This is a genomic window from Micromonospora inaquosa (assembly GCF_003857055.1).
Classification (GTDB): Bacteria; Actinomycetota; Actinomycetes; order Mycobacteriales; family Micromonosporaceae; genus Micromonospora; species Micromonospora inaquosa.
In genome coordinates, this window is sequence record NZ_QGSZ01000368.1 from 1 (window position 1) to 14,217 (window position 14,217).

Genomic DNA, 14,217 nt, shown 5'->3' on the forward strand with positions numbered 1-14,217 from the left:
GGGTTGACCTTCCCGGCGCTTGCGGAGCAGACTCCCCGGAAACGTTTACAGCTATCGGGTGGAGGTGCCGAACGTGGGTCGTAAACGTTTACAGGAACCGGCGGACGGCCGGCCCACGGTGCACACCGTCGCGGCCCGCGCCGGCGTCTCCATCGCGTCCGCCTCGCGGGTGCTCAACGGCGTCGGCGGCAGTCCCGAGACGATCCGCAAGGTTCGCGAGGCGGCGGCCGAGGTGGGCTATGTGCCCAATGCGATCGCCCGGTCGTTGCAATCGCAGCGCACCGGTCTCGTCGCGCTCGCGGTGGAGGACATCGGCAACCCGGTCTACGTGGAGATGATGCGGGCCATCGAGGCCGTGGTCGCGTCCTCCGGGCGGCAACTGCTGGTTCACGCCACCGGCGGGCGGATCGACAACGAGACCGCCCTGCTGCGGCGGCTGGCCAACCGCTACGTGGACGGGATGATCGTCTCGCCGATCCGGGTCACCGACGACCACCTCACCGCGCTGACCGACAGTCCGGTGCCGGTGGTGGTCGTCGGCCAACTCGGCGCGGACGCCCCGATCGACAACGTGCGCACCGACTCACGACACGGTGTGGCGCTGGCCGTGGACCATCTCGTCGCCACCGGCCGCCGACGGATCGGCTTCGTCAACGGCCCACTCGACACCGTCCCGGGCGCCGCCCGCGACGCCGGATTCCGGGCCGCCCTGGACCGACACGGCATCCCGCTCGACGACGAGCTGATCGAGGTCGGCGACTTCCAGTACGCGGCCGGCCGCGCCGCCACCGAGCGACTCCTCGCCCGCGCAGACCCGGACGCCCTGGTCTGCGCCAACGACCTCATCGCGGTCGGCGCGCTGCACGCCCTACTGGTCGCCGGTCGCCGGGTGCCGCAGGACGTGGCCCTGGTTGGCATGGACGACACCGAACTGGCCCGGATGATGTTTCCCCAGCTCTCCAGCGTCTCGCTCGGCTCGGCCGAGCGTGGCCGCCGGGCCGCCGAACTGCTCCTGCAACGCATCGCCGACGCCGCCCTGCCGCCGCGGCGCGAGCAGGTGCCCCCAAACCTCGTCGTCCGCGCGTCCAGCGCCGCGACGCTGCCGACCCCCCGACCCGCAGCCGGGTCGGCCGGCCCACCGACCACCCACCCGTCCAGCGAAGGGGTGACCGCATGACCACCCTGACCGAGCGGCCGGACGTCGAACGGGCCGGGTCGGCCCGTCGATCGAACCGGTTCCGCTCCGACCGCACCACCATCTACCTCCTGCTGCTGCCGTCGCTGCTGCCGATCCTGGTGCTGTCGGTGTTCCCGCTGCTGCGGGGCATCTACCTCGGCTTCACCGACGCCCGCGCCGGGCGCAACGTCGAGGTCAGTTTCACCGGCCTGGCCAACTACCGGGAACTCCTCGGCGACGAGCTGTTCTGGAACTCGTTCAAGATCGGCCTGCTCTGGGCGGTCGGGGTGACGGTGTTGCAGTTCCTGCTCGCCCTCGGACTGGCGCTGCTGCTCAACCAGCAACTGCGCTTCCGGGGCGTGGCCCGGGTGCTGGCCGTCGTGCCGTGGGCGATGCCCCCGGTCGTCGTCGGCATCCTCTGGAAGCTCGTCTACCACCCCGACGCCGGCCTGATCAACGAGTTCTTCCACCGCATCGGCGCCGACGGGCTGCGGACGAACTGGCTGGGCGACTTCAGCACCGCCCTGCCCGCGGTGATCATCGTCGGGGTCTGGGCGGGCATGCCGCAGACCACAGTCGTTCTGCTCGCCGGTCTGCAGGGCGTGGGTCGTGAGCTGCACGAGGCGGCGGCGGTGGACGGGGCCAGCACCTGGCACCGGTTCCGGCACGTCACGTTGCCCGCCCTGGCGCCGGTGATCGTGGCGATCACCTCGCTGGACTTCATCTGGAACTTCAACTCGTTCGGCCTGGTCTACGTGCTGACCGCGGGTGGACCGGGCGGCAAGACGATGCTGCCGATGCTCTTCGCGTACGAGGAGGCGTTCCGCTACGGCAACTACGGCTACGCGGCGGCGCTCGGCAACGTCATGGTCGTGATCATCGTCGCGCTGCTAGCGGTCTATCTCCGTCGCCGGCTCAGGGAGGCGAACTGACATGTTCGGAAAACCGAGCCGCACGAGCCGGACGCTGCAGTACCTGGCGCTCGCCGGCTACCTGATCTTCCTCGGGTTCCCGCTGGTCTGGCTGCTCTCCACGGCGTTCAAACCGCCACGCGAGCTGGTACGCCTGCACCCGACGTTGATCCCGGACAACCCGACTCTGCAGAACTTCGTGCAGGCCTTCACCGAGCAGGAGTTGGGCCGGGCGGCGCTCAACAGCCTCCAGGTGTCCCTCGCCTCGGCGGTGCTGACCGTGCTGGTCGCCATGCCCGCGTCGTACGCGTTGGCCCGGTTCCGCTCCAAGCTCGGCACCGCCGCGCTGGGCTGGGTGCTGCTGTCCCAGCTCTTCCCGTTCGTGCTGCTGATCATCCCGATCTTCCTGGTGCTGCGGCAGGTTGGCCTGGCCAACACGCACGCCGGGCTGGTGCTGATCTACGTGGTCTGGGCGCTGCCGTTCGCGCTGTGGATGCTGCAGGGCTTCGTCCGCAACATTCCGAGGGAGCTGGAGGAGGCCGCCTCGGTCGACGGCGCGACCCGGGTGCAGGTCCTGCGACGGGTGGTCTTTCCGCTGCTCGCCCCGGGTCTGGTCGCGACCGCGCTGTTCTCCTTCATCTCGGCCTGGAACGAGTTCTTCTTCGCACTGGTGCTGATCAAGACCCCGGACCTGGCCACCCTGCCGGTGGCGTTGGCCCGGTTCGTCGGGATCGAGGGCACCGCCCGGCTGGGGCCACTGGCCGCCGGCTCACTGCTGGCCACGTTGCCCAGCCTGATCTTCTTCGCGTTCATGCAGCGCCGGCTCTCGTCCGGGTCGCTCGCGGGCGCGGTCAAGGGCTGAACCGTCCCCTCAACCACCACCACCAAGGAGGTAACCCCCATGCTCCGTACCCGATTCCGTCGACTCGCGGCGGCTGCCGCGGTCACGGTCATCGGCCTCGGCGCGCTCACCGCGTGCGGTGCCGGCGGCGACGACGAGGCCACCTCCGGCCCGGTCAAGCTGCGCTTCCTCAGCCTCGCCTGGCAGAAGGAGTCGTTGCAGGTCAACAAGGATCTGGTCGCCAAGTGGAACGCCGAGCACCCGGACATCCAGGTCGAGTACGTCCAGGGTGACTGGAACTCGGTGCACGACCAGCTGCTCACCTCATTCGAGGGCGGCGACGCGCCGGACATCGTGCACTACGAGGCGTCCTCGATCGGCGAGTTCAGCAAGCAGGGCTACCTGGCCGATCTCTCCGACCTGGTCTCCGAAGACCTGAAGGGCCAGATCGACAAGAGCATCTGGGACACCGCCACCGTCGACGGCAAGGTCACCGGTGTGCCGTTCCTGCTGGAGTCGCAGGTCGTCATCGCCAACAAGAAGCTGCTCGACGCGGCCGGTGTCGCGGTGCCGCCGGCCGACGGGGGCTGGACCTGGGACGAGTTCCAGGCCAATGCGCAGAAGCTCACCAAGTCCGGCCAGTACGGCGCGGCGTGGGCGCTGAAGTCGCCGACCAACCGGGTGCTGAACCTGGCACTCAACTACGACGGCAAGTTCTTCTACGGCGACGGTGGGCGCACCGAGGTCAAGGTCGGTGACGCGGAGAAGGAGATTCCGAAGCGGATCCACGACATGATCTACACCGCCAAGTCCGCCTCCCCGGAGGCGCTCGGCATGAGCGGCGCGGACACTCTGCCCGGCTTCTTCGGCGGCAAGTACGCGATGCTGCCCGGCTCGGTGTCGCTGCGCCAGCAGATGGTCGAGCAGGCGCCGGCCGGCTTCGAGTGGGTCACCCTGCCCCCGATCAAGGGACTCTCCACCAAGCAGGCGGCCAACCCGCAGACGCTGTCGATCTCCGAGGACAGCAAGCACAAGAAGCAGGCCGCGCAGTTCCTGGAGTACTTCCTGAACCCGACCAACATGGCCGCCCTGGCCAAGGGCGACTGGTTGGTGCCGACCGGCAAGCAGGCCAACGAGGAACTGGTCAAGCTCACCGCCGGCAAGCAGGGCTGGGACGTCGCCGCGGACAGCGCCACCGACCTGACCGTCGCCCCGTTCCAACAGGCCGACGGCTACCCGGAGTGGAAGACCAAGTACGCCACCCCGGCCCTCCAGCAGTACTTCGCCAACAAGATCACCCTCGATCAGCTCGCCACGCAGCTGGTCGACGGTGGCAAGCAGGTTCTGAGGTAACGACATGTCACTCTTGCTCGATACATCGGTCGGTTGCCTGGTCGGCGCCGCGGTCGGAGACGCCCTGGGCGGCGCCACCGAGACGGCGCTGCCCGAGCAGATCCGGGCCCGCTTCGGCGGCTGGGTCGAGGGCATCGTGCCCCCGTACCACGCTGACTGGGCCACCGCGCGACCGCTCGCGCCGTACCACAAGGGCGACGGGCACATCACCGACGACACGTTGATGACCCACGCCCTGGTCCGCGCGTACGCGGCCAAACGGGACCACCTCGACGCGTACGACGTGGTGGAGCTGCTGGTTCCCGACCTGATCGAGCGGGTGGTGTACATCCCCGACCTGGAGCGCGACGGGGTGACCTTCCACCGGCTCGCGGCCGCCGAACGGTGGCTGGTCACCCGACTGCACCACGCCCACGCGGACCCCCGCGAGGCCGGCGTCGGCAACATCGTCAACTGTGGCGCGGCCATGTACATGGCCCCGGTCGGCATCGTCAACGCGGGCGACCCGGCCGGGGCGTACACCGAGGCGGTGGAGATCGCCGGCGCGCACCAGCACAGCTACGGGCGGGAGGCCGCCGCCGTCTTCGCGGCCTCGGTCGCGGCGGCCGCGACTCCCGGCGCGGGCGTCGAGGACGTCATCGCGGCGGCGCTGGACCTGGCCCGCGACGGCACCCGCGCGGCCATCGACGCGGTGGTCAAGGAGGCCCGCGGCCACCACGACTGGAAGCAGGCGATCCCGGCGCTGCGCGCGGCGGTCGCCCCCTACGACACGGTGGGGGAGGAGTACCGCAGCCCCGGCCTCGGCGCGAGGCGGCCCAGTCGTCTACACGCCATCGAGGAGCTGCCGGTGGCTCTCGGCATGCTCGTGGTGGCCGGCGGCGACTTCCGGGCCGCGGTGCTCGGCTCGGTCAACTACGGCCGGGACGCCGACTCCACCGCCACCATGGCCGCCGCCATCGCCGGGGCGCTCGGTGGCGCCGACGCGGTGCCGACGGAGTGGTCCGAGGTGGTCGCCACCGCCTCCAGGACCGACCTGGTGGAGCCGGCCCGGGTCCTCGCCGCGGTCGCCGGCGAGGTCTTCGAACGCGACCAGGCCCGGTTCGCCCGCCGCGCGGAGCGTTTCACCGGGTTGGCCGCCGGCGTCAGCCGGGGGGCTGGGGGCGAGACCCGGTGAGGATCACCTGGGTTCAACCGGAGGACCTGCTGCCGCACGAGCTGGCGGCCAGCCGGGACGAGGGGCGCGACGTCGCCGCCCTCGCCGAGCGGTGGACGGCGGCCGGCGGGGACCTGACCCCGCCGGTCAGCGGGGCGTCGGCCACCCCGGCGTCACTGCGGCTGCGGGCCCTCGCGATGGAGCTGCTGGACGCCGCCGACGCATTGCCCGCCGTCGACACCGCCGACGAGGCCGACGACCTGGCCACGCTGCGCGCCGGCTGGCCGGCCAGCTGGTCGCTGCCGACCGAGACGGCGTACGACCGGCTGCACGGCGGGTGGCTCGGCCGGGCGGTCGGCTGCCTGCTCGGCAAGCCGGTGGAGAAGATTCCCCGCGAGGGCATCCGGCAGATCCTCACCGCGACCGACCGGTGGCCACTGCGCGACTGGTTCACCGCGAAGGGACTCCCGGCCGACGTCGCCGCCCGCTGGCCGTGGAACCGGCGCAGCGCTCCGACCAGTCTCGCCGAGAACATCGACGGGATGCCCGAGGACGACGACCTGAACTACGCGTTGCTGGCCCTGCGTGTGCTGGAGACGCACGGTCGGGGCTTCACCAGCGCCGACGTGGCGCAGGCGTGGCTGGACTGGCTGCCCGGCGGGCGGGTCTTCACCGCCGAACGGGTGGCCTACCGCAACCTGCTGCTCGGGTACCCGCCGCCGCAGAGCGCGCACCGGCACAACCCGTTCCGGGAGTGGATCGGCGCGCAGATCCGCACCGACGTGTACGGCTGGGTGAACCCCGGCCGGCCGGACCGCGCCGCCGAGCTGGCGGTGCGGGACGCGACGGTGAGCCACGTCCGGGGCGGGGTGCACGGGGCGCTGTGGGCGGCGGCGCTCTCCGCCGCCGCGCCGGTGGCCGACACCGTCGACGAGGTGCTGGACGCCGCCGAGGCGGTGCTGCCCTCGGATAGCCGGTTCGCCGCCACGGTCCGGGAGGCACGTGCCCTCGGCGCGGGGACCGACGACTGGGAGCGCGTGGTCGACGAGCTGTACGCACGACACGGCCACCTGCACTGGGTGCACGTCCGCAACAACGCGGCGCTGGTGGCCGCGGCCCTCGCGTACGGCCGGGGGGACCTGGAACGGTCGATCACCGCGGTGGTCAGCGGCGGCTGGGACACCGACTCGACCGGCGCGACGGTCGGCGCGGTGACCGGTGCGCTCACCGGCGCGGCCGGCCTGCCGCAGCGCTGGGTCGCCCCGCTGCGCAACCGGCTGGCCAGCAGCATCGCCGGCTTCGACGGGATCGGCTTCGACGAGCTGGCCGAGCGGACCCTCGCCCTGGCGCGGCCGGGGAGTGGCACGGAAGGGGGCGTGGCATGAGCGCGCGGGTGGCGGTGGTGGGCAGCAGCAACCTGGACCTGGTGGTCTCGGCGTCGCGGCTGCCTCGCCCCGGTGAGACGGTGCTCGGCGAGAACTTCCGGACCGTACCCGGTGGCAAGGGCGCCAACCAGGCCATCGCCGCCGCCCGGGCCGGCGCGGCCTGCGACTTCGTGGGCGCGGTCGGCGACGACGAGTTCGGTACCCGGATGCGGGCGAGCCTCGTGGACTCCGGCGTGGACGTCCGGGGTCTGCGGACCGTCGCCGGCCCCTCCGGCGTCGCGTTGATCGCCGTCGACCGGGACGCGGAGAACTTCATAGTGGTCGCGCCCGGCGCCAACGGCACGCTGACCGAGCTGGACGCGGACGACCGGGCGACGATCGCGGCGGCGGACGTGCTGCTGCTGCAACTGGAGGTGCCGCTGGCCGCCGTGATCCAGGCGGCGGGCTGGGCCCGGGCCGACGGCACCACAGTGGTGCTGAACGCCGCGCCGGCCGCCGCGCTCCCCACCGAACTGCTCGACCTGGTTGACGTGCTGGTGGTCAACGAGCACGAGGCGGCGGTCGTCGCCGAGGTCGCCTCCGACGACCCTGCGGTGCTGCTCGACGCCCTGCTGAAGCTGGTGCCCCGGGTGGTGCTCACCCTCGGCGCGCGCGGCGCCGGGTACGCCGACCGGCACGGCCTTCGGGTCACCGTCCCGGCGCCGCTGATCGACGCGGTGGACACCACCGCCGCCGGGGACGCGTTCACCGGCGCGCTCGCCGTGGGCTGGGCCGAGCGGGGCGGCGCCAACAGCGCGGACACCGTCACGGCCAGCCTGCGCTGGGCCTGCGCCGCCGGCGCGGCCTGTGCCCAGCGGCCCGGGGCGTCCACCGCCCTGCCCGACCGGCCGGCCATCGACGCCCTCTATGACGCGACCTACCGAGGTGCACAGTGAGCTTCAACCCGTACGTCCCGCGTCCGATCGACCGGCCGACCGAGGTGCCGCTGGGCGGGCACACCGACCTGAGCACCCTGGACGAGGCGAAGATCTTCGCCGCGCCGGCCGACCCGGCCGACTGGCCGGCCTGGCGGGAGCAGATCGCCCGGTGGCGGGTCGACGCCCGGGACCGGATCGGCTACGTCGGCGAGCACTACGACGAGATCGCCGGCGACTGCTTCAGCGTCTGCCTGGCCTGGCTCTGGGACGAGACCCTCTACGACCACGAGCGTGGCGTCTTCACCGTCGACGAGTTCCTCGACGCGGCCGGGCGCGACTTCGGCGGCTTCGACGGGGTGGTGCTCTGGCACGCGTACCCGGTGATCGGCCTCGACGACCGCAACCAGTTCGACTGGTACCGGGACGTGCCGGAGCTGCCCGAGGTGGTGCGCGCATTCCAGCGGCGTGGGGTGCGGGTCTTCGTCGACTACAACCCGTGGGACACCGGCACGCGGCGGGAGCCGGGCAGCGACGCCGAAGAGGTCGCCACGTTGGCCGGCAAGCTCGGCGTCGACGGGGTCTTCCTGGACACCCTCAAGGAGGGCGCCGGTGAGCTGCGCGCCGCGCTGGACGCGGTGCGCCCCGGCATGGTCCTGGAGGGCGAGAGCCGGGTGCCGCTGGCCCGCATCGCCGACCACGCGATGTCCTGGGCGCAGTGGTTCGCCGACTCCGAGGTGCCCGGCGTGCTGCGGGCGAAGTGGTTCGAGCGGCGGCACGTGCTGCACCACACCCGGCGCTGGCACCGTGACCACCTCGACGAGCTGCACTCCGCCTGGCTCAACGGCGTCGGCGTGCTGGTCTGGGAGAGCGTCTTCGGCGTCTGGGTCGGCTGGAACGAACGGGACCGCGCGGTGCTGCGGGCGATGCGCCGGGTGCAGGCCAGCCACGCGGCGTGGTTGCGCGCCGAGGACTGGGTGCCGCTCGCCGACCACCCCGGCGACGGTCAGGTGTACGCGTCCCGCTGGACGCACGACGACGAGCCGCTGTGGACGGTGGTGAACCGGGGCGCCGACCATGACGGTCCGTGGCTGGTCACCGACCCGAGCGCCGGCCGACACTTCGTCGACCTGGTCACCGGTGCCGAGCTGAACGTCACCGAGACCGCCGACGGTCGGCTGGCGGTGGGCGGCCCGCTCCCGGCCGGCGCGATCGCCGCCGTGATGCGCGGCGTCGCCGCCGCGTACCGGCACGAGCCGCCGATCGGCGACCCGTCCTTCCCGGCCCGCGCCGCGGTGCGCCTCCGCACGCCGTGGGCGCCCCGACCGCAGGTGCCGCCGGGGCTGGTCGCCGTCGAGGGCGGCCGGTACGACCTGGTCGTCCGGCACCGGGTACGGGAGACCGGGCTGTACGGCGAGGCACCCTACGTCGACGAGTGGAAGCCCCTGCCGCCCCGGCTGCACCACCCCGGCACGTTGCGGCGCAGCGTGCGGCTCGGCCGGTTCGCCATCGCCGTGCACGAGGTCACCCACGGCGAGTACGCCGAGTTCCTGCGCGCCACCGGCTACGTTCCGGTACGCCCGGAGCGGTTCACCGCCGGCTCCGGTCCGGCCGACGCCCCGGCGACCGGGGTCGAGCTGGCCGACGCGAGAGCGTACGCGGCGTGGGCCGGGCTGCGCCTGCCCACCGAGGACGAGTGGCAGGTCGCCGCCGAGGCGGGGCTGCTCGTGCGCCGCGAGCCGCTGGTGTGGAACCTGACCGAGAGCGAGCACTCCGACGGTCGTACCCGGTTCACCATCCTCAAGGGTGGCGCCCAGTACCGGGCGGAGGGCTCCGACTGGTATTTCGACGGCGGCCCGCAACCGGCGGACGTCTCGGTGAAGCTGCTGCTCACCGGCGCTGGTCTGGCCCGCTCCGAACAGGTCGGTTTCCGCTGCGCGGCCGACCTGCCGGAGGTGACCCGGTGACCGCGCCACTGGACGGGGTGAAGGTCGTCGACCTGGCCACCCTCTTCGCCGGGCCCCTCGCGGCGGCGTTCCTCGGTGACTTCGGCGCCGACGTGATCAAGGTGGAGCATCCGGCCAAGCCGGACCCGTCCCGGGGGCACGGCCCGGCCCGTGATGGCGTCGGGCTCTGGTGGAAGGTGCTCGGCCGCAACAAGCGCACCGTCACCCTCAACCTGTCCGACCCGGACGGCGCGGCGCTGCTGCGCCGACTGCTCGCCGACGCCGACGTGCTGGTGGAGAACTTCCGCCCCGGAACGCTGGAGCGGTGGGGCCTGGGCCCGGCCGAGCTGCACGCGGTCAACCCCCGGCTGGTGATCACCCGGATCAGCGGGTTCGGGCAGGTCGGCCCGTACGCCCGCCGGCCCGGCTTCGGCACCCTCGCCGAGGCGATGAGCGGGTTCGCGGCGGCCACCGGGGAACCGGACGGGCCACCCACGCTGCCCCCGTTCGGGCTGGCCGACTCGGTGAGCGCGCTCGCCGCCGCGTACGCGGTGATGCTCGCCCTGCGGGCCCGCGACGTCACCGGCACCGGACAGGTCGTCGACCTCGCCATCATCGAGCCGATCATGGCGATGCTCGGGCCGCAGATCACCTGGTACGACCAGCTCGGCTACGTCCAGCCCCGGCTGGGCAACCGGTCCAACAACAACGCCCCACGCAACACCTACCGGTGTGCCGACGGGCGCTGGGTGGCGGTCTCCACCAGCGCGCAGAGCATCGCCGAGCGCGTGTTGCGGCTGGTCGGCCGCGGTGAGCTGGTCGACGAGCCGTGGTTCGCCACCGGCAGCGGCCGGGCCGCCCACGCCGACGAGTTGGACGCGGCGGTGAGCGCCTGGGTGGCGCTGCGGGACCGCGACGAGGTGGTGGCCGCGTTCGAGGAGGCACAGGCCGCGGTCGCGCCCGTCTACGACGTGCGCGACATCCTCACCGACCCGCAGTACGCCGCGCTGGGCACCGTGCGCACCGTGCCGGACGAGGAGTTGGGCGAGGTACGGATGCAGAACGTGCCGTTCCGCCTCGCCGAGACGCCGGGCGAGATCCGGCACGCGGGCCGACGGCACGGGCAGGACACCGACTCGGTCTTCGGCGCGCTCGGCCTCAGCGTCGAGGAGTTGGCCGCGCTGCGCGAACGGGGGGTGCTCTGATGCTGTTGAGCTGGCTCTACGTGCCCGGCGACCGCCCGGACCGGTTCGCCAAGGCGGTCGCCTCGGGTGCCGACGCGGTCATCCTCGACCTGGAGGACGCCGTGGTCGCCGGGCGCAAGGCGTACGCCCGGGACGCGGTAGCCGAGTTCCTCGCCGAGGCGCACCCGGTGCCCGTGCAGGTCCGGGTCAACGAGCTGACCGGCCCGGACCTCGACGCCGACCTGGCGGCGGTCGCCGGCCGACCCGGGTTGGCCGGGCTGCGGCTGCCGAAGGTCGAGTCGGCCGCGACGCTCGCGGCCCTCGCCGAGCGGATCGACGTGCCCCTGCACCCGCTGATCGAGTCGGCTGCGGGGCTGGAGGCCGCGTACCCGATCGCCGCTGCCCACCCGGCGGTGGCCTCGATCGGCCTCGGTGAGGCCGACCTCCGCTCGGATCTGGGGGTGAGCGACGACGACGGGCTGCTCTGGGCGCGCGGCCGGGTGGTGGTCGCGGCCCGCGCGGCCGGTCTGGCCCCGCCGGCCATGTCGGTGTACGCCGACGTCGTCGACCTCACCGGTCTGGCCGCCTCCTGCGCGGCCGGTCGACGGCTCGGCTTCCTCGGCCGGGCGGCGATCCACCCACGCCAGCTTCCGGTGATCGTCGAGGCGTTCCGGCCGGCCGATCGGGAGGTTGCCCGCGCCGCCGAGCTGCTGGCCGCCGTGGCGGATGCGCACCAGCGCGACTCGGGGACCGTGGTGCTGCCCGACGGTCGGTTCGCCGACCGGGCGATGGTGGCCGCCGCCCGTCAGGTCGTCGACCTCGCCGCCCGCTACGCAGCCTGAGCCTCGCTGGCTGCCTACTCTCGGTGACCGGTTGCCGGCTGTGTTCCGGGCGGTCGGTCGAGCTCGTCGAGTCCGGCGAGGTCGGCGGTGCCGTTCCGGACCACGGCGGCAGCCAGCGCGATGGTTTCCCGCTGGCTCCCGCTCTGCTGCTCGGCGGTGGCGATCCGGACCGACTGCGCGAGATGCGCCCGCAGGTGCCCGGCGAGCAGGCGGTGAAACGACTGCCCGCTGGTCGCCCGCAGCGCTGTCATCTCCGGCGGGGTGACCATGCCGGGCATGTCGTGTCCCTCGTGCGGATTCGTCGTCGGGGCGGCGGCGTCGGCCAGTAGCCGGCGGGCGCGGTCCAGATCGGCGCGCCGGGCGGTAGCCACCTGGGCGGCCGTCTGCCGCCAGGCCGGGTCGGTGGTCCGCGCCGGCACCAGATCGAGTACGGGCAGCAGGCGTTCGGTCATCGCCACAGTCAGTTGCAGCCAGGCGATGTCGGTGGGGTTGAACGCCGTACCCGTGGATGTCGGCGTGGTCGTCGCCGGTGGCGCGGTCACGGATGGTGCGGTGGTGCTGGCCGCGTGCCGTGGCCCGGCGCCGCAGCCGGCGACGAGCAGCACGCCGATGAGCAGTGTGGACGCCGTGGCCTGACGCATCCGACCTCCCTTCCCAGCCAGGGTGGCGGGCCCGGGTGACCGGACCCGCCGCCGTGGTGTGGAGCTGTCGCTCAGATCGGTCGGCCGTCGTGACCGCACTTGATGACCGGACGGATGCAGTCCTGGACCCGGCGGGCCAGCTCAGCCACCGGCCAGGCGTTGAAGAAGTCGCCGTGCATGGTGTAGCCCGGCCCGGAGGCCAGCCGGAACCGCGACGGGTCACCGGTGACCGGGTACCGCAGCACCTGCCGCAACTTGGGCACGTGCACCGGGTGGGTGCTCGGGCAGGCCTGGTTCACCGGGTACGCCAGGTGGCTCTTGTGGTCCGGTGAGTCGAGGTCGCGGCCGTTCCAGCACTGCGGGAAGTCCAGGTATGACTCCAGCATCGTGCCGGACGGGCAGTTGACGAAGTCCTTCGACGGCGGCACGTGCCCGGCGTGCAGGCAGGACCAGCGGGCGATGCTGTCGTTCGGGCCGGTGGCCTTGGCGTTGCCAGCGACGAGCCGCAGCCCCTGCGGGAACGGCTGGGTGTTCGCGACGACGTCGGCGCGTACGCCCTCACCCAGGTAGTAGAACGTGGCGATCGCCGGCTCCACCGCGACGTTGTCCCGGTACAGGGTCGGCACCCAGTAGGACGAGACGTCCACCAGGGGGTTGCAGGTGGTGGGGGAATTGACCAGGTCGGGGAGGGTGGTGTTGGCGTTCGTCACCGTGCTGCCGAAGAAGCTGTGCATGTGCGAGGCCCCGGGCAGCCCGGGGAAGATGATCGGGTCGTCCGGCAGTCGGTGGCTGTAGGTGCAGTCGGCGGGGAACTCGGCGACCCGGATGGCGTTGGCGACCGGGGCGGCGGTTCGGCCGGGGGCGGCGTCGGCCCGGTCGGTGGCGGAGACCAGGTACGTGCCGAGTAGCACCAGCAGGGCGCCGATCGCCGTGGCGAAGCGCAGGCGGCGGGGGATGCCGGAGAGGGGTGCGGCCCTGTCCATCGTGACTCCTGTCGGGGGGACGGGTCAGGGGCACTCCGGCGCCGCCGCCGAAGACAGCGGAGTGTGTCCTGGCCAGACTGGTGGTGGCCGGTGGGGCGCCTGCGAGAGAGCGCTCTCACCAGTCCAAGCCTCACCCTGATGTCGAAACTTGTCAATACGTGCCGCAATTGGTGGACATGACGACGACGAAGGGCCGGGCCCCGTGGTGGGGTCCGGCCCTTCGGTGTTAGACGGTGCTGTGGTGCGGGTGCTGGGGTCTTAGCTGGTGGCGTAGCCGCGGGTGGCGATCCAGTCGGCGAGGTGCTCGACGCTGATCTGGTAGGCGGCGGTGTTGGGGTCGGCGGAGTCGGCGATGGTGACGGTGTTGCCGTTGTCGTGGTAGCCGACGACGCTGATGTAGTGCCCGCCCTCGTAGGAGTGGGTGTTGCCGTCGGTGTCGGTGCTGGTGCCGGCGATGTTCGCGACCACGGCCCGGCCGTCGTCGATGGTGCGCACGATGTCGGCGCGCAGGGTGTCGGTCTGCTTCGCGTCGGCGTCGGGGCTGGAGATCTCGACGCTGTGGTAGGCGTCGTTCTTACCGGTTTCCTTGTTCAGTACCGGGGTGATGTCGTTGATGGAGTTGGTGCCGGCCTCGGTGGTGCCCATCTCCTTGGCCATGGCGTCCACGCTGATCTCCTTGCCCTGCACGGACAGGGCGTTGCGGGTCGCGGCGGGGCCGCAGTAGTAGAAGTTCGGCTGCGCCTCGTAGCGCACGCCCAGCTCCCGCTCACCGTGGCCGCCCTTGCGGTCGGTCTGGGTCTGCGACGTGGGCTTGGTGGTGGGGGCGGCGAAGGCGGTGGTGACCGGTCCGGCGATGGCGCCGCCGGTGAAGGCGAGGCCGGCGGCGG

Annotated in this window: 13 protein-coding genes; 10 read left to right on the forward strand and 3 right to left on the reverse strand. The window is 72.5% G+C overall.

What is annotated here, in order from left to right:
• The first annotated feature begins 73 nt into the window (after positions 1-73).
• The 10 genes from DLJ59_RS33440 to DLJ59_RS33485 are packed head-to-tail and all read left to right on the forward strand — an operon-like array spanning position 74 to position 11,706.
• On the forward strand, positions 74-1,177 hold the full coding sequence (locus tag DLJ59_RS33440) for a LacI family DNA-binding transcriptional regulator (RefSeq protein ID WP_244236369.1): 1,104 nt from the start codon (positions 74-76) through the stop codon (positions 1,175-1,177).
• Positions 1,174-2,109 (forward strand): carbohydrate ABC transporter permease, encoded by a 936-nt coding sequence (locus tag DLJ59_RS33445; protein WP_124778110.1) that lies wholly within the window; start codon positions 1,174-1,176, stop codon positions 2,107-2,109. The genes DLJ59_RS33440 and DLJ59_RS33445 overlap by 4 nt, the downstream gene beginning before the upstream one ends.
• A 1-nt stretch (position 2,110) precedes the next feature.
• Positions 2,111-2,950, forward strand: coding sequence for a carbohydrate ABC transporter permease (locus DLJ59_RS33450; protein ID WP_124778111.1), 840 nt, complete (start codon positions 2,111-2,113; stop codon positions 2,948-2,950).
• A 39-nt stretch (positions 2,951-2,989) separates the two neighbouring features.
• Positions 2,990-4,282, forward strand: coding sequence for an ABC transporter substrate-binding protein (locus tag DLJ59_RS33455; RefSeq protein WP_124778112.1), 1,293 nt, complete (start codon positions 2,990-2,992; stop codon positions 4,280-4,282).
• A gap of 4 nt (positions 4,283-4,286) precedes the next feature.
• The gene (locus DLJ59_RS33460; protein WP_124778113.1) at positions 4,287-5,456 is read left to right on the forward strand and encodes an ADP-ribosylglycohydrolase family protein; all 1,170 of its coding nucleotides are present in this window, start codon (positions 4,287-4,289) and stop codon (positions 5,454-5,456) included.
• Positions 5,453-6,820 (forward strand): ADP-ribosylglycohydrolase family protein, encoded by a 1,368-nt coding sequence (locus tag DLJ59_RS33465; protein ID WP_124778114.1) that lies wholly within the window; start codon positions 5,453-5,455, stop codon positions 6,818-6,820. Before DLJ59_RS33460 ends, DLJ59_RS33465 begins: the two co-directional genes overlap by 4 nt.
• Positions 6,817-7,755, forward strand: a complete 939-nt coding sequence (locus DLJ59_RS33470) for a ribokinase (RefSeq protein WP_124778115.1) — start codon at positions 6,817-6,819, stop codon at positions 7,753-7,755. The genes DLJ59_RS33465 and DLJ59_RS33470 overlap by 4 nt, the downstream gene beginning before the upstream one ends.
• Positions 7,752-9,701 carry an SUMF1/EgtB/PvdO family nonheme iron enzyme gene (locus DLJ59_RS33475; protein ID WP_124778116.1) on the forward strand — a complete coding sequence of 650 codons (1,950 nt, stop codon included), beginning with the start codon at positions 7,752-7,754 and terminating at the stop codon, positions 9,699-9,701. The genes DLJ59_RS33470 and DLJ59_RS33475 overlap by 4 nt, the downstream gene beginning before the upstream one ends.
• The gene (locus tag DLJ59_RS33480; protein ID WP_124778117.1) at positions 9,698-10,885 is read left to right on the forward strand and encodes a CaiB/BaiF CoA transferase family protein; all 1,188 of its coding nucleotides are present in this window, start codon (positions 9,698-9,700) and stop codon (positions 10,883-10,885) included. The genes DLJ59_RS33475 and DLJ59_RS33480 overlap by 4 nt, the downstream gene beginning before the upstream one ends.
• On the forward strand, positions 10,885-11,706 hold the full coding sequence (locus DLJ59_RS33485; RefSeq protein ID WP_124778118.1) for an HpcH/HpaI aldolase/citrate lyase family protein: 822 nt from the start codon (positions 10,885-10,887) through the stop codon (positions 11,704-11,706). Before DLJ59_RS33480 ends, DLJ59_RS33485 begins: the two co-directional genes overlap by 1 nt.
• Before the next feature lie 14 nt (positions 11,707-11,720).
• On the opposite strand, the gene DLJ59_RS33490 is transcribed toward DLJ59_RS33485, so the two are convergent.
• The 3 genes from DLJ59_RS33490 to DLJ59_RS33500 all read right to left on the reverse strand — a co-directional run.
• Positions 11,721-12,347: a DUF305 domain-containing protein gene (locus DLJ59_RS33490; RefSeq protein ID WP_124778119.1), complete on the reverse strand. Its 627-nt coding sequence runs from the start codon at positions 12,345-12,347 to the stop codon at positions 11,721-11,723.
• Between the two features lie 71 nt (positions 12,348-12,418).
• Complete coding sequence (locus DLJ59_RS33495) at positions 12,419-13,330, reverse strand: DUF1996 domain-containing protein (protein ID WP_124778120.1); 912 nt, start codon at positions 13,328-13,330, stop codon at positions 12,419-12,421.
• A gap of 258 nt (positions 13,331-13,588) precedes the next feature.
• Positions 13,589-14,217 (reverse strand): C39 family peptidase (locus DLJ59_RS33500; RefSeq protein ID WP_124778121.1); only part of this gene is annotated, 629 nt, incomplete at its 5' end.

Excerpts from the sequence above, each read along its gene's own strand:
- DLJ59_RS33450 (WP_124778111.1), top strand. The coding sequence starts at position 2,111 with ATGTTCGGAAAACCGAGCCGCACGAGCCGGACGCTGCAGTACCTGGCG.
- DLJ59_RS33460 (WP_124778113.1), top strand. The coding sequence starts at position 4,287 with ATGTCACTCTTGCTCGATACATCGGTCGGTTGCCTGGTCGGCGCCGCG.
- DLJ59_RS33455 (WP_124778112.1), top strand. The coding sequence starts at position 2,990 with ATGCTCCGTACCCGATTCCGTCGACTCGCGGCGGCTGCCGCGGTCACG.
- DLJ59_RS33470 (WP_124778115.1), top strand. The coding sequence starts at position 6,817 with ATGAGCGCGCGGGTGGCGGTGGTGGGCAGCAGCAACCTGGACCTGGTG.
- DLJ59_RS33490 (WP_124778119.1), bottom strand. The coding sequence starts at position 12,347 with ATGCGTCAGGCCACGGCGTCCACACTGCTCATCGGCGTGCTGCTCGTC.
- DLJ59_RS33445 (WP_124778110.1), top strand. The coding sequence starts at position 1,174 with ATGACCACCCTGACCGAGCGGCCGGACGTCGAACGGGCCGGGTCGGCC.
- DLJ59_RS33495 (WP_124778120.1), bottom strand. The coding sequence starts at position 13,330 with ATGGACAGGGCCGCACCCCTCTCCGGCATCCCCCGCCGCCTGCGCTTC.
- DLJ59_RS33485 (WP_124778118.1), top strand. The coding sequence starts at position 10,885 with ATGCTGTTGAGCTGGCTCTACGTGCCCGGCGACCGCCCGGACCGGTTC.